The organism is Vibrio sp. 10N.222.55.C7, from assembly GCF_041473335.1.
GTDB lineage: Bacteria > Pseudomonadota > Gammaproteobacteria > Enterobacterales > Vibrionaceae > Vibrio > Vibrio crassostreae_C.
Genome location: NZ_JBFRSC010000049.1, coordinates 61,919 through 82,414, shown reverse-complemented (window position 1 = coordinate 82,414; position 20,496 = coordinate 61,919). Strand labels below are relative to the sequence as shown.

Sequence of the window (20,496 nt, the reverse complement as noted above, 5' to 3'; positions counted from 1 at the left end):
TCCTTTTGAGCAACAGCTCACATACTGTAGCAATTACGCCCTGTAGATTTTGATAAGGATGAGTAAGGCATATTGTAATTCGGTTAGCCTGCAAAGAATAAACAAGCCCTTTCATCCCTACATAACATGATGGAAGTTAAAGGAATTATAAATATGTACAACCAAAAGTACGCCATCTACCAAGTTTTTACGCGTTTATTTGGCAATAAAAACACCCAACATGTTCCATGGGGCACAATCGAGCAAAATGGCGTCGGTAAGTTCAGTGATTTTACCGACAAAGCGCTGTCTGAAATCCGCAAACTCGGTATGACTCATATTTGGTATACCGGAGTGCCACATCATGCGCTCATCAATGACTACAAGCACCTTGGTATTTCAGACGATCACCCTAGCGTGGTAAAAGGCCGTGCGGGATCACCATATGCCGTCAAAGACTACTATTCCGTAAACCCAGATCTCGCAGACAACCCTGAATGCCGACTAGAGGAGTTCGAGGCACTAATCAAAAGAAGTCACGACAATGGTTTAAAAGTGATTATCGATATCGTACCGAATCACGTTGCGCGTCATTATAAAGGCTTAAACAACCCAGAAGGTGTCAGTGACTTCGGCGCTCAAGATGACACAACGCTGGAATACCACAAAGACAATAACTTCTACTACATTCCCAACAGCACCTTTGAATTGCCAGACATAGAGCCCGCCTTTACGCCGCTAGGTGGTGAACAGCATCCCAACCTAAACTCCCCGTTTATAGAGACGCCCGCCAAATGGACAGGTAACGGCTCACGTTTAGCCAAGCCTAGTTTCGATGATTGGTATGAAACGGTGAAAATCAATTATGGCATGCGACCAGACGGTTCAAAATACTTCCCTGAACTACCGAGTGACTATGCTCAACGCAATTACATGGATCATTTCCGTTTCTGGGAATCTGTTTATGTGCCTAACTCTTGGGCTAAATTCCGAGATATCGCCTTGTTTTGGTTGAATAAAGGTGTTGATGGGTTTCGCTACGATATGGCTGAGATGGTTCCAGTCGAATTTTGGAGCTACCTTAATTCATCTATAAAGATGAAAAACCAAGATGCCTTTTTAATGGCTGAGGTGTACCAACCGGACTTATATCGCGACTATATCCACTTAGGCAAAATGGACTACCTCTATGACAAAGTAGATCTGTACGACGGTCTAAAAGACATCATGCTAGGCAATACTTCCACGGCTATCATCCCCAAAATCCAACATCAAATGATGGATATTGAACATCACATGCTGCACTTCTTGGATAACCATGATGAACAACGCATCGCGTCTCCTGAATTTGTAGGTGACCCAAATATAGCGAAGCCTGCAATGCTAGTCAGCGCGTTATTGAGTAGTTCTCCAACCATGATCTACTTTGGGCAAGAAGTCGGCGAACCGGGCGCGGAGAATGCAGGCTTTGGACAGCCCTCACGAACTTCCATATTTGACTACATCGGAGTCCCACAACACCAAAAGTGGATGAACCACGGCGCATTCGATGGCGGGCTATTAGACGAAAACGAAAAGCAGCTGCGTCACTTCTATCAAAAGGTAATGAACTTTTCGCTAGAGCACTCATCGATAACAGGTGATTACCAAGACTTACACCAGTGCTGTAACTTAAGTGATTCAGTCTACGCATTTCTGCGCTCTGACCACCAAGAGCTAACCATTGTTGCAGCTAATTTCAGCCAACATACCACTGAAAATATTCACTTAAAGATTCCAAGTGATGTAATCCAAAAACTCAAATTAGTTGATGGTCGTTACATACTCAATGAATATATTGAAGGCATAGCGCAACAAGTGCTCGACATTGAGAACAGTGTTGGCAGTTTTAATATTGAATTGAAACCGCTGGCGTCTTTGGCTTGGGTACTAAAAACTGAATAAAAGAAGAAGGGAAACACCCGAAGTTAGCCAAAATCTATAATTGCTTCGGGTGTTAGGGGTCTATTGCTACTTTTTATTAACGGCTTTTACAAATACTTCTTGTGCGCCTTCAATATTAAGAGCTTTAGCTTCTTCTAACAAAGCTAATGCCTTCGGTATATCATTTTTAGCGACGGCTTGTTCAATCGAACTAAAATAGTAAGTTTTGGTATCACTATTTGCTTCAACTGGTTTTAGTTGACTTAGATTTTCTTCTTTGTTTTTTGAATTCAACCCGAAAAAAGAGCCTGATGTATACGGATGGATATCAACCAACAGCTCACCTGTTTTTACATGAGGCACGGGTATATCTTTTGCTTCTGGGAAATAATTCCCTCTAGCTTCTGCATCCAAGCGAGCTGGATGAATAATATCAGTTACTTTTTCTAGCTCGCTGTGGTCCGTATAAACCAATAGGTAAGCATTTTCTATATTACTTGGCGGGAAAAAAGAGAACTCTGAAATTAAGCGATTTCCTTGCCCTAAATGCGGCTTTTCATAGTTAAAGCTAGAAGCCGGAACTGTAAGTATTTCATGCCCTTCTCCATCAACAATCTTAGCTAGAGGAGAGAAAACACTCTCCTCAATATAGCTGGTCAATTCAACGCTCAGAGGTCCTTGATAAATTGGTAACTCAATTTTAATTGTTGGACTTTTTATATCATTCGTATCTAGGTTCTGAGTTGAATCAGAAATAATAATCTTTGTTGAACTAGGCAAGTTTAATTTTTGAGATTGCAGTTGTTCGATACTGCTAACAGTCATCATATCAGGCTGTGAAAAATCTACTACTTGGGTACTTTGACAGCCAGTTACCAATAAGCTGCATAGTAATGCGATACTATTAATCTTCATGAACACTCCAATCGAAATATGGAAAAGCCGACACTTACGCGTCGGCTATAAATTAATTTTCTAACTTAGGTTATACATTACCACCAAGCTTCGAATTGTGCGCCAATACTAACTTCAGAATCTTCACCAGAAAAAGCTGTACCTTCATGGTCTACGAAGTAAGAAGCAAACAAGCGAATCTCAGGACGAGCCCAGAAGCTTGAGCCAGCACCCCATGCTTGTGCAACTGTATATTTAGAAGCTGCATAGTCTACGTTATCTTTTTCTTCAGCGTAGTAACCAACTTCAAATATAGTTTTCATGTTGTTGTCCCATTTGTACTCAGGACGAACAACGATATTAGCTAAAGTGTGGTCAAACTTAGTTCCAGCCACTGTTGTTGTATCAACATATGCGCCAGTAGCAGAGTCGTAGTTATTCTTGAATGAGTCAGAAGTACCAACATCAGATGCTGATGCAAACATGATTTGGTGGCCAACTTCCCAGTTAGCCCCCATTCCAACTACACCCCAGTTGATAATACGGAAACCGTCTGCATCATTATTAGCACCAGAACGGTCGTAGTTATTACCACCACCTAAACCTGGCATTTGGGCTGCGTAAGAATTTGTACCATATTGGAATACAGTTTGGTTAAAGCCGTTATCTAAGCCTTGATGAACGATTGCAGAAAGTAATGCGCCATCGTCACCAACAGCATTTTGGTCTTTCTTCTCGTGAGCGAAGTTATACGCAGCTGCTAGTTCCAAACTCGCGTCACTCCAAAGATCGATCCCAGCATAGCGAACGTCTAAAATATATGCACTTACATCTTCAGATCCGTAGCCAGTTTGAGCCCAAACCTGACCAGGGTCTTGGTCTGGATTAACTTTGTCATTTCCAGCGACGTAACCATAAGTTGCCGCACCAGCTTGAGAGCCTTCATCAGTAATTAAAGCTGTCGATAGTTTACCACCACCTAAAGATAAATTTTCGACACCAACACCTGCACCACTTGAAGTATTCAAGTAGTAGAAATCCGTAATATGGACATCACGACGTTGGTAGTAGCGCTTACCAACCCACATAGTAGCGTCAGCATCAGACTTAATTAAGCCTTTTGCTTGAACATTGATCACACGAAGTGCAGAGTCACTTGCTTCCCAATCGTTATCACCATCGACTGCGTGTGCAATTAGAGAATCTAGATAAAAGCTCACACCATCTTCGTTGTATAGCTCTTGACCTAGGCCTACTTCGAAAAATGTATCATTCTCGTTACCCAAACGACCTAATTTACTTTTTTCGTAACCTAGGTTTTCCCCATCATTACCACTAAGACCAATACCAGAACGTACGTAGCCACTAAAATCAACAGCGAACGCAGAACCAGCAGCTAGCGAAGTTGCCACTGCAACAGCAATCAAACTTACTTTTTTCATTCTTAACTCCATTAAAGACGATTTATTTTAGGTTTTTATATTTTTGCTCTCTTGCGGCAACCAAAGGCAGTAATGGTAGTCGTAAGATAGAGAGGTTTAGGGTTTCCCCTGATTCGTTTCAACGGGGTCAATATTAAGAGGGGATGACAAGTTTGACTTCCTCCGCCCCTAAGTTAATTAAGGGGGACTAGAGGGGAGTAGAAAATATACAGAATGGCGTTTTAAAGAGGTAGATCACTTAATATAGGAGGAGTAGACAGCACACAGATCTAATTATTCAACATAAGTGAGATCTAGCTCAAATATATAATTTGAACTTCATCGATGAATTATTTTTTTTACCGTAATTAATCTGTGAAGTTGCTTGACCTTACTGTGACAAAGCCTTTTACTAATAGTTCACTGATGTTGATAAACGAACAAGAAATCAAGCAATGACTAGAACGCTCGCTCGCCCTTATCCGCTAGGCGCAACGCTAGGTAACACTGGCTGCAACTTCTCTATTTATTCTCCTGACTGTAAATCTCTTTCACTCGCTCTTTTTGACGAGAACGACGAATTCACCACTTATAAATTGGAAAATGAATACGCTGATATCAGATATGTCTTTATTGATGGTATTAAAGCGGGGCAAAAATACGGCTTCATTGCCGAAACGGACAATGGCCCTATCCTGCTTTCAGACCCGTATGCCAAAGCAATAAGCGAACCGCTCGATTACGTCACGCCATATACCAATGAAAAAAGCTTTGCTATGGCGAAATGTGTCGTTGTTGATGACACCTTCGATTGGCAAGATGTAGAAAAGCCACGCATTAGTCGCGAAGATACTGTTCTTTTTGAAACGCATGTAAAAGGTTTATCTCAACTGCACCCAGAAGTAGCAGCCAATACTAAAGGTCGTTACTTAGGGTTAGTGAGCCCTGAAATGCTTGTGTTCTACAAACAACAAAATATCAACTCGCTACAGCTTCTACCCGTTGCGGCATGTATGCATGAGCCTCACCTCTTGGACATGGATAAAGTGAACTATTGGGGTTACAACCCATATTTGTTCATGGTGCCAGACCCACGCTACGCAGAAAAAGACGCCGTTAATGAACTCAAAACCGCCATTCGTGAACTTCACCGCAATGGCATCGAAGTCATTCTAGACGTGGTGTACAACCACACGGCAGAAGGTGGCGAAGGTGGTACAACCTTCAACCTCAAAGCGCTAGATAGCCGCTACTACATTAAACATGGCTGCCATTACGCGAACTTTACTGGTTGTGGTAACACCGTTGATCTCACCCACCAACCAGCACTTAACTTAGTGATGGATACGCTTCGCTATTGGGTAAGTGAGTTCCAAGTCGACGGCTTCCGTTTTGATTTGGCTGCAACACTGGGGCGCGAGGGAGATAACTACAACCCTGAGGCTGCATTCTTTAAAGCTGTGGCTCAAGACCCTGTACTTAAAGAAACCAAGCTCATTGCAGAACCTTGGGACATCGGCCCGAATGGCTACCAAGTGGGTAATTTCCCGCTAGGTTGGAATGAGTGTAACGACAAACTAAGAGACATCACACGTAGCTTCTGGCGCGGTGATCAAGGCTATCTGAAAGAGTTTGCGACTCGCTTGATGGGTTCACGTGACATCTATAGCGCTGCGCACTGGCCGTATAAATTAACCGTCAACTACATCACTTACCATGACGGCTTCACCATGCAGGATCTTGTTTCTTACAAGCATAAGCACAACGAAGAGAATGGTGAGAACAACCGCGATGGACACGGTGACAACCGTTCTGAAAACTACGGTGTTGAAGGTGAAACCGAAAACCTGTTAGTTATCGCGACACGTGAAAAGCAGAAGCGTAACTTCATGGCGAGCCTGCTGTTTGCTTTTGGTATTCCTCATATTTTGACGGCCGATGTGTTATCTCATACTCAAAAAGGTAACAACAACGCTTACTGCCAAGATGGCGTGACCAGCTGGCTTAACTGGGAAGATTCAGAGCGAAAGACTTACTTCAAGACTTGGTTATCTGAAATGATCTCTGCTCGTCAGCAATACATGGTGCCGTTTATTAAGGCATTCAGTGGCGAAAAGCGTAACTCTAACCGCATCTTCTGGAGCCGTGTCGATGGCACACTTATGGAGCATGACGACTGGAACCGCTTAAGCTCTGTAGCTTTGCATTTAGGTATTGGCAAAGAGGGCGACGAGTTGATTTATCTTATCAACCAAACCAATGCACCAGCACGTTTCTCGTTACCGAATGATCGTGAACAAAACTGGGTAACCATCTGTGATACCAACTCGCGAAACGTCAAACCCGGTCATGCAGAAGGTGAAATGTTGTTGTCGCCAACTTCGATGGCAATTTTGCACTACTCGCCAGATCAGGCTGATTTGATTGAAGTAAAAGCTTAGTCAGCTTAATAAAACACCGAAAACCATAGAGGTCAGTTATATTTATAACTGGCTTTTTTGTTAGCTGAATATCACAAAAGTCATTTATCCATATGGAATTATTTGCATTGATGTGGTTAATGAAACTGTTTAGTATTGCCGTACTATAAAAATGAATCTATAACGTCTTTGGATATCATGGCTTTACCTAAAACATTAATTCGGCTTTTTAAACCATACATTATTTTATTAACTGGAGGGATGCTCTATCTTGCTGTGGCTCAGCTTGAAAAAGTAGAAACAGCAGCAACAGAACAGTCATCATCAAACATTCGTATCGCAAGCTCTACCATTCGTTCCAACATCGAAGCCACATTCGGCAAGCTCTATTTTTTAGAAACCAGTCTAGGCTTACCTAAAACGGCTCCAATAGGTGATAAAAAATTCAGAGAGTTGAGCGATAATATTCTAAAAAGAACGCCAAACTTCTCCGATATCGTTCGATACCAACCACAATCCCAACAATATATATCAAGTCGTGGATTACCTCTTTCCCATGAACAAATCGACTCCATAAAATGGAACTCAATAGACAGTGTGGTTGAAGATTTCTACATCTCTTCGATTTACCAGAAAGCAGATGGTCGTTGGGTATTCGCAGTTAAACACACCGCCGAAAGATTGAATGAAGAAATATGGACTGAGTTTGACCTTTTACACACCACACAAGGCTTAAGAGACTTAAAAACGCTTAATCACGGCTATGTGTTTGTCGTTGACCGAGCAACAGAACGACTGGTCTTTCACCCAGATCCAAAACGTATCGGATCTAAATCAGTCAGCTATCACGCGGGTATCAGCCACCAACTCTCACAAGGTGAAACCGTAGGTAAGCACGAATACTACTATCAAGATAACTTCAAAATATCGGTGTTTGACGCTGACAACAGCTTGAATTGGGTATTCATCGCAGGCACCGATCGCCATGATATCTTAACCAGCTCACACCAATTTATGCTAACTGGCTTGGTACTTGGTTCACTGCTTCTATTGTGGATTGGCGCAAACTATTTGGCTTATCGTTTGAACGTGTCCTTGTCACAACTGAATAAAGTCGATGACCTTGTAAGCTTTAAGCGAGGGTTAAAATCCATACTGGATAGCTTCACCTACCAAAAAGGCATTCAATTCTGTCTCTATCAGCCTGAGAACCACGCATTCAGTACCATCGACTATCACGGAAACAAATCAACGGTACATTGTGACAAAGCCCTTGCAGAGCGATTTATACCGGACACCATGGCTTACCGAAGCGGAAAGTACGCAGACCCATTAGCGTGTAAACTCAAAATACACCAACGCCATTACTGTATTCCTTTGCACTCTCGTAAGCAGTTGATCGCAGTGTTGTACGTAAACGCAAACTTACCGATCAGCCAGAGTATTCTGCGTATGATCAGAGATTACACGGAAGTCTCACTGTCCAACTTACTGCTTCAGCACCAGTTGAGTAGCAAGGACTTGATGACGCAATTAGACAACAAAAGTAGCTTTAATATTGCACTGGAAAACTACGCCAACCAGCCTGAAACCTATATAGCTCTACTCGATATCGATAATTTTGACCACGTGAACCGTGCTTATGGTGAAGCTGTGGGTGACAAGATGATCAAGCTGACAGCAGAAGCACTACGCTCGTACTTTCCGAAGCCTAAAGGACTATGCCTTGCTCGTATTGGAGGCAAAGAGTTCGCAGTATTATTTAAAGCAAACGACGGCAACGACGCCAAGTTCCAACTAGACCAGTGCCGAATTGGCGTAGCAGAGAAAACTATTGTGACGCCAGACATCAGCCTCTCTTTAGGCGTGAGTGTCGGTTTTTCACAAATAGAGGGAGAGCCAGATACAGCTCTAGCACTGGCGGAGCAAGCAAAGTTGATTGCTCAACAGCTTGGAAAAAATCGAGTTGAAGGCCACATCAGGGCTGTTGCAAAGGCTTCATAGGTTGTCCTAACAAGCTCACTTTATCCTTTACTTGGATACCGATGAAAACAAAGCACCTAGGATTCATACCCTAGATGCTTTTGTTTTTCTAGAAAGTCATTACAATGCGCCTTCGATAAGACAACACCCCTTTTCTAACGACGCGAACCTTATGAAGCTAAGTAACCGACTGCAAACTCTCCACTCCCTTGTCAGCAATGACTACCAGCATATTTGGGACTGTTGCTGTGATCATGGCTTTTTGGGTGTTCAACTGTTATCGGATAATAAAGCGCCTCAGATTCACTTTGTCGACATTGTCCCGTCTCTGATGAGTGAGCTTGAAGGCAAGCTAGCGCGCTACTTTCCGCAAGATAACAGAGCCGAACAAACGGTTAGCAGCCAATGGCAAGTCTACTGCATGGATGTCGCCGCTATCCCGCTTGAGAAACATACTGGCAAACACCTGGTGATTATTGCGGGCGTCGGTGGCGATCTTACTCAAAAGCTCGTCGATGATATTCATCGTCAACACCCAGACAAAGCGATCGATTTCTTGCTTTGTCCGGTGCATCAGCAATTCGAGTTGAGAAGCCATTTAAAGGCGATCCATTTTGGTCTTATTGATGAAGTGTTGATTGAAGAGAACCGTCGTTACTACGAGATTTTATTGGTGAGTAATAGTCGCGGTGATTCAGAAAAGAGCCAAACCGTTAGCGAGATATCAAACGTCGGTGACAAGATCTGGACACCAAGTTGTGATGAACAAGTGAAGGTATCACAGCAATACAAAGCCAAAACATTGCAGCACTACTTACGTATCCATCAAGGACAAGAGAAGCAAGGAAAACCTAGCCAAGTAAAGCATATTATTGAAGCTTACCAGGCGGTTAAGCCATAGTAAGTACTAACTTAATGGTTTGAATATCAAGAAAGTCAAATTAATAAAAAAGCCGATAGTTCAATGAGCTATCGGCTTTATTAATGCTATCGATTCAGTTTTAGCTTACTGTTCTTGTTTCTTATAAGCCACATCAGGCTCGTCAACTGTCTCTACCTCAGAAGGCTTATCAACCCCATAAACCGTATCAAGGTAGACGTCTTTCTCTTTCCACGTGCTGTTCAACCAATTGTGGAAGCGACGTTTAAAAGCCTTATCTTCAAAGTAATTACCGTTCACGTTCTCATCCATTGGATGCAATTTAATACGCACAACGACCTTAGTCATTTTGCCCTTCAGCATATCTTCAAACGGAGAGGTTTGGTTTTCAGGGTAAGCTAAGGTCACATCCACGATGCCATCCAAAATTGGGCCCATTGCAGATAAAGCAAATGCCACGCCCCCAGTTTTCGGCTTCAATAAGTGGCGATAAGGGGTCTTTGCTGACGCCAGTTTCTCGTGGTTTGCACGAGTCCCTTCAACAAAATTAACCAATGTTGTCGGTGCTAATTTGAACTTAGTACACGCTTTATTGATTGCATTAAAATCATCATTACGGCGTTCTGGGTTGCGTAATAGGAACTCACGAGAGTGGCGTCTCATGAATGGCATATCTAAGCCCCAGCAGGCCAAGCCAACAAATGGTACGTACAACAATTCATGTTTCAAGAAGTACTTCGTCATCGGCATTTTGTCTTTTAGGATTGAAGACAAAATCACAATATCTGCCCAGCTTAGGTGGTTAGACATCATCAAATACCACTGCTTGGTCGAAATACCTTCCCCCCCTTCCACTTGCCATTCGATATCGTTATTGGCGTTCAACATCCATAAATTAAGAGAAGCCCAACACCAGAATGTGAAGTTAGCTAAGCGAGTGCATGATTTTTGAACGACAGAAATTGGCAAAATAAGTTTGATTAGGGCAAACAGGCTCACAGCCAATGCGGTGAATGCAGTATTAATGGTCACGAACAATACGTTCAAGGCCATACGAAGATTATCAAGCATAAAACACAGTTATATTGAGAACGAAAGCCGCCATTATACGCATCTATAAATTATTCTCTTCAGTAATTGATTGAATATCCTAGGGGTCAAACCACTCAACCTATGTTAACGATGTTCAACCAGCTAAAGTCTATTAAAACGAAACCAAAACACATGCACGAGTCATTTGGACTCAAATAGTATATTGTCTTTTTGACAACATTCGACCCAATAATTAACCTTTAATCAGTATTGATAAGCATTCTCATTATTGGCGTGGTACATGCAACTCTAAAGTGTAAATAGTTGAGTATCCTTAATGAGATAACTTCTCTTCTTAAAGGTGGATGACATGACAGATATTCCTCATGGTTTAGTTACAGGCAAAGTCCTAAACAAAACAGAATGGACAGATCAATTGTTCTCACTCCAGGTTAGTGCACCTGTCTCTTCTTATCAGGCAGGTCAGTTCACGAAACTTGGCTTACTTAACAGTGAGGATGAGTTCGTAAGACGCGCCTATTCGATGGTGAACGCGCCAGAGCACGAACAAGGTCATCAACATCTGGAATTTTTGATTATTAAGGATCAGAACGGTCAGCTTTCACCTCAACTTCATGAGTTGAAGATGGGCGATGACATCTTTGTCGGCAAAGACCCAAGTGGCTTTATGACCTTAGATGAGATCCCAGAGATCGCCGACGATCTATGGATGCTTTCAACCGGAACCGCGGTAGGCCCATTTATCTCAATACTTGAGAGCATGCAGATACAGCAAACTGAGTTGGCTTCAGACAAAGCCTCTTCATTCAAGAATCTGGTTCTAGTGCATGCTGTAAGAACAGAGCAAGACCTGACTTATCGAGATCGTATCACTCAACTCGTTAATCACTTTCAAGGGAGACTTAAATATGTGCCAATTATTTCTAGAGAATCAGTTACCGGAACTTTGCGCGGACGAATCCCAAATTTGTTACTTGGAGGCGACCTCGAGCAAGCCGCGTCTGTCGCTTTCAATCAAACCCGCAGTTTTTTCTACCTTTGCGGCAATCCGCAAATGGTTCGTGACACAAGCGAAGCGCTAACTAGCTTAGGTTTCGAAAAGCACTTACGCAGAAAACCCGGTCAATTCAGCAGTGAGAACTACTGGTAAATAACAACCGCCACTCGTTAGACAGAAGCACAACTTTCAAAGAACAGTTAGAGAAGAGGTTTTATATGAGTCATTTACGTATTCCGTCACACTGGAAAATTCAACGTTCCACACCCGAAAGTAAGATTCATTCAATATTGATGAACTTATAAGCAAGCAACCTCGTAATGTGATTTTTAATGTTCAATAAGTGAAGACAAAAGATCAAATAACCATAGCAATTACAATGACTAATGGTGATAGACAAGAGAAAAAAACTCTAGCACACTGAACAGAGTTGTAGGGCATGTTGACCTATCGAGCTGATTTTTGCAGCCGTTTGTGGGTTATTTATACAAGGCAGAGAATTCGACGTGTAGCTCGCCTACATGAGAATTCGATAACGCTGTAGAAAGGAACCACAAACACTGCCCGAAGGGTTCGGCTAAAATCGTTTTACTCTTTGTTGAGAGGGTTTTGCTTAGAATGACTAGGCGGCAAACCTCTCGTCGCGATTAAAACGATTTTATCTCGAACAAAACTTAACCGCGAAAGGTCAACATGCCCTTGTTTTAATCCCGTTTCAGAGAATGAATTAGTGGGTTATTTATATTTTAGGTAAGAGAGGAAGCCATGCTCAACATTGCTTTTTTTAGCTCAAAATCATACGACGAAAAATCATTCGAACTGGCAAAAGGCGAACTCAACGCTGAGTTTCATTTTCACGATTTTCGACTCACCACAACAACAGCAAAAATGGCGCACGACAACGAAGTGGTTTGTGCGTTTGTAAACGATGACCTATCGCGAGACGTGTTAGAGATTCTTGCTCAAGGCCGCACCAAGTTAATCGCGATGCGCTGTGCGGGCTTTGACAAGGTCGACCTAGACGCAGCCAAAGAGTTTGGTCTGCAAGTGGTTCGCGTTCCGGCTTACTCACCAGAATCGGTAGCAGAACACACGGTTGGCATGATGATGTGTTTGAACCGTAAACTACACAAGGCATACCAACGCACTCGTGATGCGAACTTCTCTCTTGAGGGGTTAGTTGGCTTTAACTTCCACGGTAAAACGGTCGGTGTGATTGGCTCGGGTAAGATTGGCCTAGCGACGATGCGAATTCTGAAGGGTTTAGGCATGAATATCCTATGCTATGACCCATATCCAAACCCGTTAGCTGTTGAGTTAGGCGCTAAATACGTTGAACTCGACGAACTTTACCAAGAGTCTGATGTGATTTCTCTACACTGCCCAATGAGTAAAGAGAACTACCACCTATTAGATGCGACTGCGTTTGAGAAGATGAAAGACGGCGTGATGATTGTCAACACCAGCCGTGGTGAACTACTGGATTCCACAGCTGCTATCGAAGCGCTTAAACAGAGTAAGATTGGCGCACTTGGTCTTGATGTGTATGACAACGAGAAAGAGCTGTTCTTCCAAGACAAATCAAATGACGTGATTGTCGATGATGTGTTCCGCCGTCTATCTGCTTGTCACAACGTGCTGTTCACAGGTCACCAAGCTTTCTTAACCAAAGATGCTCTGTTCAATATCGCGAACACAACACTCACCAGTGTTGATGCTTTCTTTGCTGGCAACACCAGCGGCAACGAACTCGTTTAATAACAGATTGAGTTAACAGCAGGCTGAGTTAAAAACAAACTAGGTCTACAGATACAAAGCCACGCTATTCTGAAGTGAACAGCGTGGCTTCGTCGTTTATTCAGTATTCTAAAACCGTTCCTAGACGCAGAAATGACAATCTTCAGTGTCTAAACCATAAACGCCTTTTCTAATAGCAAGGTGCTCTTCACCGGCTTTGACGCCCATCTCGTAACCTGTATTAAGAGTACTTTGATCCATAGTTAAACGCTTAACCGCGAAGGCTTCAGGTGGCGCTATCACTTTAATAGTCGCATCTTTGGGTGGGTTACGAATGAACTCCAGAGACTGGTTGTAGTTTTCAGCACGTACCGCCATCGACTCAGCAATATTCGGGAATTTCTTTAATAGTTTCTTCAGCATCCATTGGTGCTTTTGAGGCTTCATTCGGTAGCTCAATGGGTGAGACAGAATCACGGTAATATCGCGTGCGCCACGGCGATATGCTTCACGAACCGGAATCGAATCGGCTACACCGCCATCGGTATAACAGCCACCAGAGAAACACGGAGTTTCACGGTAAGCGATAGGTAAAGCCGTTGTTGCTTCAACAACATTAGAATGGTTTTCTGGCTTAATATGGTAGTAGTCTGCACTGCCCGTATCGACATTTGTGACAGCAGCAATGAGTGGGATACTTGAAAACAACTCACCACAATCGAGCGGATAACGTTGATTGGATTCGTTCCATAACCATTTAACATCTACCAAGTTACCGCCTTTGGCAAAGCGAGCAGGATTAAAGAAAGTTTTATCCGTCGCCATCGTGGTGATCACATCATAACTGCGTTTTGGTGCATGAGATAAGTAACCAACCAGGTTCGACACACCTGCAGATACGCCGATGGCAAAGTCATAAGGACGGAAATCGTCTTGCATGAAGGCGTCTAAAACTCCGGCAGCAAAAATACCTCTCATTGCTCCACCTTCAACGATTAATGCGCTCTTATTCATCTCAAACTCTTCTACTTTATAAACTGATAGTCGTAGAATAATCCCATCACTCTTACAAAGATAATGGGATAGATTTATCAATTCGATAGGTAAAAACTATCAATGTGGATTATTAAATTTTTCAATGATTTAGGGTTGCTTAATAAACGGCCTTTAAATTAACGAATCAAGATGATTGATTACGACTTAAATTCGCTCACATCGATCTCAAGCAGTTTACCAATGCCTTCACCGTATGCAGGGTCGGCTTTGTAACAGTGTCTTAGGTGACGCAATTGAATCTCTTTTGGTACGCCGCCTAGGTTACGAGCAGTGTTATCAAACAGAATCGCTTGCTTCTCTGGTGTCATTAGGCGGAACAAGTCACCCGGTTGCGAGAAGTAATCTTCATCTTCGCGGTGATCCCAGTGTGCTGCTGCGCCATCTAGGTTCAGTGCTGGCTCAGCAAAATCTGGCTGCTCTGCCCACTGACCTTCGTTGTTTGGCTCATAACCTAATGTGCCACCGAAGTTACCATCGACACGCATCGCGCCATCACGGTGGTAGCTGTGTACTGGGCAACGAGGAGCGTTCACTGGAATGTGCTGATGGTTAACACCCAAACGGTAACGTTGTGCATCACCGTAAGCAAACAGACGACCTTGCAGCATCTTGTCTGGCGAGAAGCTGATACCTGGAACTACGTTCGCTGGGTTGAATGCTGACTGCTCTACTTCTGCGAAGAAGTTTTGCGGGTTACGATTTAGCTCAAATTCGCCCACTTCGATCAACGGGTAATCTGCATGAGGCCAGATCTTAGTCAAATCGAAAGGGTTGTATGGAACCTTCGCTGCATCCGCTTCTGGCATCACTTGTACTTTCAACGTCCATTTCGGGAAATCTTGGTTATCGATGCTGTCTAGCAAATCACGTTGGTGGCTTTCGCGATCATCACCGATCACTTGTGCCGCTTCTGCATCAGAAAGGTTCTTAATACCTTGCTGAGATTTGAAGTGGAATTTCACCCAGAAACGTTCGTTATCAGCGTTGATGAAGCTGAACGTGTGGCTACCAAAGCCGTGCATGTGACGGTAAGTCGCAGGGATACCACGGTCACTCATTACGATAGTAATTTGGTGCAGAGCTTCCGGCAAAGAAGTCCAGAAATCCCAGTTGTTTTTCGCGCTACGCATGTTGGTGCGTGGGTCACGTTTCACCGCGTGGTTTAAGTCAGAGAACTTAAGAGGATCACGAAGGAAGAATACTGGCGTGTTGTTGCCCACCATATCCCAGTTGCCTTCTTCAGTATAAAACTTCAATGCAAAGCCACGAATATCACGTTCAGCATCGGCAGCACCGCGCTCACCCGCAACTGTTGTGAAACGTGCAAACAAGTCGGTTTTTTTACCTATTTCAGAGAACAATTTTGCCTTGGTGTATTTTGTGATGTCGTGTGTAACGGTAAATGTGCCGTAAGCACCTGAGCCTTTCGCGTGCATACGACGCTCTGGAATCACTTCACGATCAAAATGGGCCAATTTCTCCAAAAACCAAACGTCTTGAAGAAGTTGTGGACCACGTTTGCCCGCCGTTTGAACATTCTGGTTATGAGCGACAGGACAACCCGCAGCTGTGGTCAGTTTTTTACTCATGGTCTATTCCTTAAGGTTAAAGATATCGCATCGTTGCCACATCTTAGATTTAAGTGGATTCAATACTTTAAAAACCACTAAAACAATATGGATAAAGAATAGACCTGAGTTGGCAGAAAATATAATCGTTTATATTTATCGTTGTTATCTATGAAACCTATTGAACCTCACTGCGAATAAGCCTATGTATAACTTCGGCTTATTTAAAAATGGCATGGCCTAACCTCAGAGTTGAGGCAATGTTCCTCGCCGTTCTGGTTAGGTTCAATTCAGCTTCTCGCAGTACTTGCTCGAGTGACTGAGGAGAACGAACAGTCCCGAACAAGCTGCTCATTTCTCCATAGAGAGCTTCTACTTCAGTTCCCAATGAGCCAGCAATACCTATGGTTGGAATACCTTGTAAACTCGCACGTTTAGCAATGCCGTAAGGTGTTTTGCCTTGCAGAGTTTGGTTGTCCATTTGCCCTTCGCCAGTAATCACAAGGTCAGCACCTTTCAGTACTTCATCGGCTTGGAGAACATCAAGCACCATCTCAATACCCGGTTTGATCTGCATATTAGATAGCAAACCAAGTCCCATCGGCGTGCCACCAGCCGCGCCATAACCAGCACGCTCTTGAACGGGTTCATCGCTGCCAACACAACCTTGCGATTCAGCGATTTGAGCAAAATTCGCTAGCGCCTTATCAAGCATCAAGACTTGTTCGGGTGTCGCCCCTTTTTGTGGGCCGAATACGTGGCTAGCACCGTTGTCACCACACAGTGGATTATCAACATCGCATGCCACAATCAGTTCGACATCTGCGCAGCGCAAATCTAAGCCGGTAAGATCTATTGATGCAAGTTCTGCAAGTGCAGCACCACCTCGGTTAAGCTCTTGTCCATCATCATCTTGCCCTTTACTATCTATCAAGCGCCCACCTAGAGCTTGCACAATTCCTGCTCCACCGTCGTTGGTCGCACTGCCACCCAATCCAAGAATGATGGTTTGAGCACCCCGCTCTATCGCTTCCAAAATCAATTGCCCTGTGCCGAATGAAGAAGCAATCAACGGATCACGCTGCTCTGGTTTCAACAAGTCCAAACCCGATGCAGCAGCTATTTCAATCAATGCCGTTTTGTTCGGGTTGCTATCGGATGGCTCAAGCATCGCCCATTCAGCATTAACCAATGCGCCCAATGGCCCTTCCACTTGATGGATTCGCTTTTGTCCTGCTAAACCTTGTAGCAATACATCTACCGTACCTTCGCCACCATCAGCCAAAGGCAAGGTCACGTATTCAGCGTCAGGGAAGATTTCACGAAAGCCCTTTTCAATACACGCCGCCACCGATACAGCCGATAAAGATTCTTTAAACGAGTCTGGTGCAATAACAATTTTCATACTGATAGATCCAAAAGATTAGTAATTTTGTGAGTGTCCGATCCAAAAATACCCCTATTGAAGATCAGCAAGCTAATCACTTAATAGGGGCAGTATATAAAGGTAAGTAGTATTAGTTAGTAACGGCTGTCTTTACTTGTGATTTCTCTTTGCTTTTTAGCCACACGAATACAGCACCTAGAACCGCAATTGGAATCAGTGGGTCGATCAACGTACCGCCTTTACCAAACACTAAGTTTAGAATCATGATGATGCTTGCACCAATCGCCCATGCGATAGTTGAAGACACAGACCAGATCTTAATTTGGTCAGCAAGTTCAGTAATACCTAACGTACGGTTAATGATGTGGAAGTATGAATCGTTCAAATGAGAGAAGCCAACCGGACCTACCGCACATGCAAGTGCTACGAATACTGGGTCTAGACCTAACGTTTCAACCAATGGCAGCGTCATCGTTGCTGCAACCATCATTGATGCCGTTGCTGAACCTTGGATTAGACGAAGCATTGAAGCAATTGCTAGTGGTACAAGTAGAGGTGGAATACCGCTGCTCGCGATAGCTTCGGCTACTTGAGGGCCAGCACCTGATGCTTTAAGTACTGCACCCATTGCGCCACCACAGCCAGTTACCACAAGAATTAGACCTGTAGTAGACAGAGCATCATCCATAGAGCTAACCATGTCTTTGCGCTCAATATGACGAGTAAGACCGTATAGCGCCATAAGAACACCGATACCAACAGCAACCACTGGGTTACCAATCAACGAAATAACGTTGTGCATTGCAGTGTCACCTTGACCAACAAGCGTGTTGATTAGGATGAATGCGATTGGCAGCAGAATTGGACCGAATGATAAAAAGTTACTTGGTAGCTCTCTGTCATCTGTTTCTTTTACTTTCTCAAGGTTTGCCCAATCAGCTTGGTTAGTAATCCATGTCTCACCGTTTGGTACGCGGTAGTACTCGTTACCTACTCGGCGAATATAAATCATAGAAAGAAGCATCATAGGGATAGAAACCATCAAACCCCATAACATGTATTCACCTAGATCTACACCCAGAATTCCAGCCACAGCAACTGGACCCGGTGTTGGTGGCACAAGCGCATGAGTGATCAGTAGGCCAAGCGCCAGAGTCACACCTAAGCCAACCGCTGATTTACCTGTGTCACGTGAAATTGCGCGAACAAGAGAGTGTAAAATAATGTACGCAGAGTCACAGAAAACTGGGATAGCGACAAGTACACCTGTAAAACCTAGTGCTAAGTCTTCACGACCTTTACCACACAGCTTTACAAACGTTTTTGCCATTCTAACAGCCGCACCAGAACGCTCGAAACACGCGCCCATGATAACGCCGAACGCGATAATCAAACCAATACCACCAAGCACGCCACCAAAGCCGGCTTTAATTGCGTTGATCAGCTCTGTTGGTGCCATACCAGCGAATAGCCCCATGATGATACTTGCAATAATCATCGCAAGCGCCACTGGGATTCTTGTTTTAATGATCATGCCCATCATGGCTAAAATGCCAATTACGATGCCTATCAGTGCTCCATCCATTTTTATATTCCTTTTGTCTCTTTCTTCATTTTTAGAAAATTTGTAGGGTGGTGCATATGGGTGATACCGGGTCACCCATTGCACTTTATCGTTATGTGTTGGCTTACCTGTAAGCCGTTTTATCTAAATCAGTTTTTACTTTTATGATTCGTTACATATAAACGCCATTCACACCGCGCTATAAATAACTTTTTACCCAGCTAAGCCCCTCTTCTGTCGTGCTTCTTGGGTTATATTCACAGCCAATCCAACCTTGGTAACCTGAATCATCCAAAACACTAAATAAATGTGGGTAGTTCAGTTCGCCTTCCGATGGTTCATGCCTCTCTGGTACAGAAGCAATTTGGATATGACCGGTATAAGCAGCAACTTCACGAATCAAAGTACTTAAATCACCATCCATGATTTGCGCGTGATAAAGGTCGAGTTGGAGTTTCACATTTGGTCTATCGACCAACTTAATCAGTTCGACAGCTTCACGTTGATGCGCCACAAAATAGTTCGGAACATCACGGCTATTAAGAGGTTCAATCATCAATTCGATGCCTTGCTCAGCAAACTTATCAGCCGCAAAACGAATGTTTGAGATGAAGGTTTCAACGTGTTGTTGCTTAGTAAAGTTCTCATTCAATATGCCTGACATTGCATGGACTTTTTTACAGCCCAGAGCTGTCGCGTACATAAGCGCCGTATCAACACTAGCTTTAAATTCCTCTTCACGATCTGGAATAGCGGCAAAACCACGCTCACCCGCATCCCAATTACCTGGAGGCATGTTAAAAAGCGCCTGCTCAAAACCAAATCTCTGCATTTTTGCTGCAAGCTCTTCGGCCTCAAATGCATAAGGGAATAGGTATTCAACAGCTTTGAAACCGGCTTGGTGTGCTTTTTCAAAACGCTCTAGAAATGGTACTTCTGTGAATAACATCGTTAAGTTTGCTGCGAACTTAGCCATTATTTGCCTCTCCCTTTTAAATCCATCACTTCTTCGTCCGTTAGGTAACGGATATCATTCCCTTTCAATAAGAATGCTAATTTGGCGGTCTCTTCTAGCTCTTCAGCGTTATCAACGGCATCAACAAAGTCAGTGCCTGTTACTACTGGGCCGTGGTTTGCTAACAAAAATGCTCGATAATCACCTGCTCGTTTTGCCAACTCTTCAGCGATTTGTGGGTCACCCGGACGTAGGTAAGGAATCACTGGTAACTCACCAATTCGCATCACGAAATACGGTGTGAAAGCCTTAATCGCGTTATTACGATCCAACCCTTCAAGGCAAGACAACGCGGTAAGGTAAGTAGAATGCAAATGAACAATCGCATTGCATTCTGCATTATTTCTATAAATCGCTAAGTGGAATGCCGCTTCTTTAGAAGGCTTCTTACCTGAGATGTGGTTGCCATCGATATCAACAACCGACAATTCCTCAGCGACAAGGCGACCAAATGAAGAGCCTGTTGGTGTTGCTAGAAAATGCCCATTAGGTAATTTGATAGACAGGTTACCTGCACCACCAGTGGCGTAACCTCGTTCGAACATTGAACGAGCGAGCGTGACCATTTGCTCTCTTAACTGCTGCTCGTTCATCAAAACTTTACTCATTTGAATCTCGC

15 protein-coding genes are annotated in these 20,496 nt (G+C 43.6%); 6 read left to right on the top strand and 9 right to left on the bottom strand.

Translation table 11 applies throughout. The features are described from left to right. Positions 1-153 precede the first annotated feature (153 nt). Complete coding sequence (locus tag AB4482_RS17095; protein ID WP_372181288.1) at positions 154-1,923, top strand: alpha-amylase family glycosyl hydrolase; 1,770 nt, start codon at positions 154-156, stop codon at positions 1,921-1,923. A gap of 66 nt (positions 1,924-1,989) precedes the next feature. On the opposite strand, the gene AB4482_RS17090 is transcribed toward AB4482_RS17095, so the two are convergent. Together AB4482_RS17090 and lamB are read right to left on the bottom strand one after the other, a co-directional pair. Beyond that, a complete protein-coding gene (locus AB4482_RS17090) occupies positions 1,990-2,817 on the bottom strand; it encodes a MalM family protein (protein ID WP_069597277.1) in 828 nt (275 codons plus the stop codon). A gap of 77 nt (positions 2,818-2,894) precedes the next feature. Further along, a complete protein-coding gene (gene lamB, locus AB4482_RS17085) occupies positions 2,895-4,238 on the bottom strand; it encodes a maltoporin LamB (protein ID WP_372181287.1) in 1,344 nt (447 codons plus the stop codon). Positions 4,239-4,672: 434 nt separating this feature from the next. On the opposite strand from lamB, the gene glgX reads away from it, so the two are divergent. From glgX to AB4482_RS17070, 3 genes are all read left to right on the top strand, one after another. Continuing rightward, a complete protein-coding gene (gene glgX, locus AB4482_RS17080; protein WP_372181285.1) occupies positions 4,673-6,658 on the top strand; it encodes a glycogen debranching protein GlgX in 1,986 nt (661 codons plus the stop codon). 240 nt (positions 6,659-6,898) lie between these two features. Next, positions 6,899-8,641 (top strand): diguanylate cyclase domain-containing protein, encoded by a 1,743-nt coding sequence (locus tag AB4482_RS17075; RefSeq protein ID WP_372181283.1) that lies wholly within the window; start codon positions 6,899-6,901, stop codon positions 8,639-8,641. A gap of 151 nt (positions 8,642-8,792) precedes the next feature. Further along, a complete protein-coding gene (locus AB4482_RS17070) occupies positions 8,793-9,521 on the top strand; it encodes a tRNA (adenine(22)-N(1))-methyltransferase TrmK (RefSeq protein WP_372181281.1) in 729 nt (242 codons plus the stop codon). A gap of 105 nt (positions 9,522-9,626) precedes the next feature. Here AB4482_RS17070 and AB4482_RS17065 read toward each other — a convergent pair whose 3' ends face one another. Beyond that, complete coding sequence (locus AB4482_RS17065; protein ID WP_372181280.1) at positions 9,627-10,571, bottom strand: acyltransferase; 945 nt, start codon at positions 10,569-10,571, stop codon at positions 9,627-9,629. Between the two features lie 331 nt (positions 10,572-10,902). Between AB4482_RS17065 and AB4482_RS17060 the strand changes: the two genes are divergently transcribed. Then, positions 10,903-11,703, top strand: a complete 801-nt coding sequence (locus AB4482_RS17060; RefSeq protein WP_372181279.1) for a ferredoxin--NADP reductase — start codon at positions 10,903-10,905, stop codon at positions 11,701-11,703. Between the two features lie 612 nt (positions 11,704-12,315). Further along, complete coding sequence (locus AB4482_RS17055; RefSeq protein ID WP_017058859.1) at positions 12,316-13,308, top strand: 2-hydroxyacid dehydrogenase; 993 nt, start codon at positions 12,316-12,318, stop codon at positions 13,306-13,308. A 120-nt stretch (positions 13,309-13,428) separates the two neighbouring features. On the opposite strand, the gene AB4482_RS17050 is transcribed toward AB4482_RS17055, so the two are convergent. The 6 genes from AB4482_RS17050 to AB4482_RS17025 form a co-directional block, all read right to left on the bottom strand. Beyond that, a complete protein-coding gene (locus AB4482_RS17050) occupies positions 13,429-14,301 on the bottom strand; it encodes a patatin family protein (protein WP_372181278.1) in 873 nt (290 codons plus the stop codon). 179 nt (positions 14,302-14,480) lie between these two features. Continuing rightward, positions 14,481-15,932 carry a catalase gene (locus AB4482_RS17045; protein ID WP_372181277.1) on the bottom strand — a complete coding sequence of 484 codons (1,452 nt, stop codon included), beginning with the start codon at positions 15,930-15,932 and terminating at the stop codon, positions 14,481-14,483. A 199-nt stretch (positions 15,933-16,131) separates the two neighbouring features. Next, positions 16,132-17,316 (bottom strand): glycerate kinase, encoded by a 1,185-nt coding sequence (locus tag AB4482_RS17040; protein ID WP_372181276.1) that lies wholly within the window; start codon positions 17,314-17,316, stop codon positions 16,132-16,134. A gap of 112 nt (positions 17,317-17,428) precedes the next feature. Then, complete coding sequence (locus AB4482_RS17035) at positions 17,429-18,883, bottom strand: GntP family permease (RefSeq protein ID WP_017086589.1); 1,455 nt, start codon at positions 18,881-18,883, stop codon at positions 17,429-17,431. A 178-nt stretch (positions 18,884-19,061) separates the two neighbouring features. Then, a complete protein-coding gene (gene otnI, locus AB4482_RS17030; RefSeq protein WP_371724882.1) occupies positions 19,062-19,838 on the bottom strand; it encodes a 2-oxo-tetronate isomerase in 777 nt (258 codons plus the stop codon). Then, the gene (locus tag AB4482_RS17025) at positions 19,838-20,485 is read right to left on the bottom strand and encodes an aldolase (protein WP_171349682.1); all 648 of its coding nucleotides are present in this window, start codon (positions 20,483-20,485) and stop codon (positions 19,838-19,840) included. The genes otnI and AB4482_RS17025 overlap by 1 nt, the downstream gene beginning before the upstream one ends. Between the last annotated feature and the right edge of the window lie 11 nt (positions 20,486-20,496).

Bases quoted from the DNA above. Each gene is read 5' to 3' on its own strand.
- AB4482_RS17095 (WP_372181288.1), top strand. From the start codon at position 154: ATGTACAACCAAAAGTACGCCATCTACCAAGTTTTTACGCGTTTATTT.
- AB4482_RS17090 (WP_069597277.1), bottom strand. From the start codon at position 2,817: ATGAAGATTAATAGTATCGCATTACTATGCAGCTTATTGGTAACTGGC.
- lamB (WP_372181287.1), bottom strand. From the start codon at position 4,238: ATGAAAAAAGTAAGTTTGATTGCTGTTGCAGTGGCAACTTCGCTAGCT.
- glgX (WP_372181285.1), top strand. From the start codon at position 4,673: ATGACTAGAACGCTCGCTCGCCCTTATCCGCTAGGCGCAACGCTAGGT.
- AB4482_RS17075 (WP_372181283.1), top strand. From the start codon at position 6,899: ATGCTCTATCTTGCTGTGGCTCAGCTTGAAAAAGTAGAAACAGCAGCA.
- AB4482_RS17070 (WP_372181281.1), top strand. From the start codon at position 8,793: ATGAAGCTAAGTAACCGACTGCAAACTCTCCACTCCCTTGTCAGCAAT.
- AB4482_RS17065 (WP_372181280.1), bottom strand. From the start codon at position 10,571: ATGCTTGATAATCTTCGTATGGCCTTGAACGTATTGTTCGTGACCATT.
- AB4482_RS17060 (WP_372181279.1), top strand. From the start codon at position 10,903: ATGACAGATATTCCTCATGGTTTAGTTACAGGCAAAGTCCTAAACAAA.
- AB4482_RS17055 (WP_017058859.1), top strand. From the start codon at position 12,316: ATGCTCAACATTGCTTTTTTTAGCTCAAAATCATACGACGAAAAATCA.
- AB4482_RS17050 (WP_372181278.1), bottom strand. From the start codon at position 14,301: ATGAATAAGAGCGCATTAATCGTTGAAGGTGGAGCAATGAGAGGTATT.
- AB4482_RS17045 (WP_372181277.1), bottom strand. From the start codon at position 15,932: ATGAGTAAAAAACTGACCACAGCTGCGGGTTGTCCTGTCGCTCATAAC.
- AB4482_RS17040 (WP_372181276.1), bottom strand. From the start codon at position 17,316: ATGAAAATTGTTATTGCACCAGACTCGTTTAAAGAATCTTTATCGGCT.
- AB4482_RS17035 (WP_017086589.1), bottom strand. From the start codon at position 18,883: ATGGATGGAGCACTGATAGGCATCGTAATTGGCATTTTAGCCATGATG.
- otnI (WP_371724882.1), bottom strand. From the start codon at position 19,838: ATGGCTAAGTTCGCAGCAAACTTAACGATGTTATTCACAGAAGTACCA.
- AB4482_RS17025 (WP_171349682.1), bottom strand. From the start codon at position 20,485: ATGAGTAAAGTTTTGATGAACGAGCAGCAGTTAAGAGAGCAAATGGTC.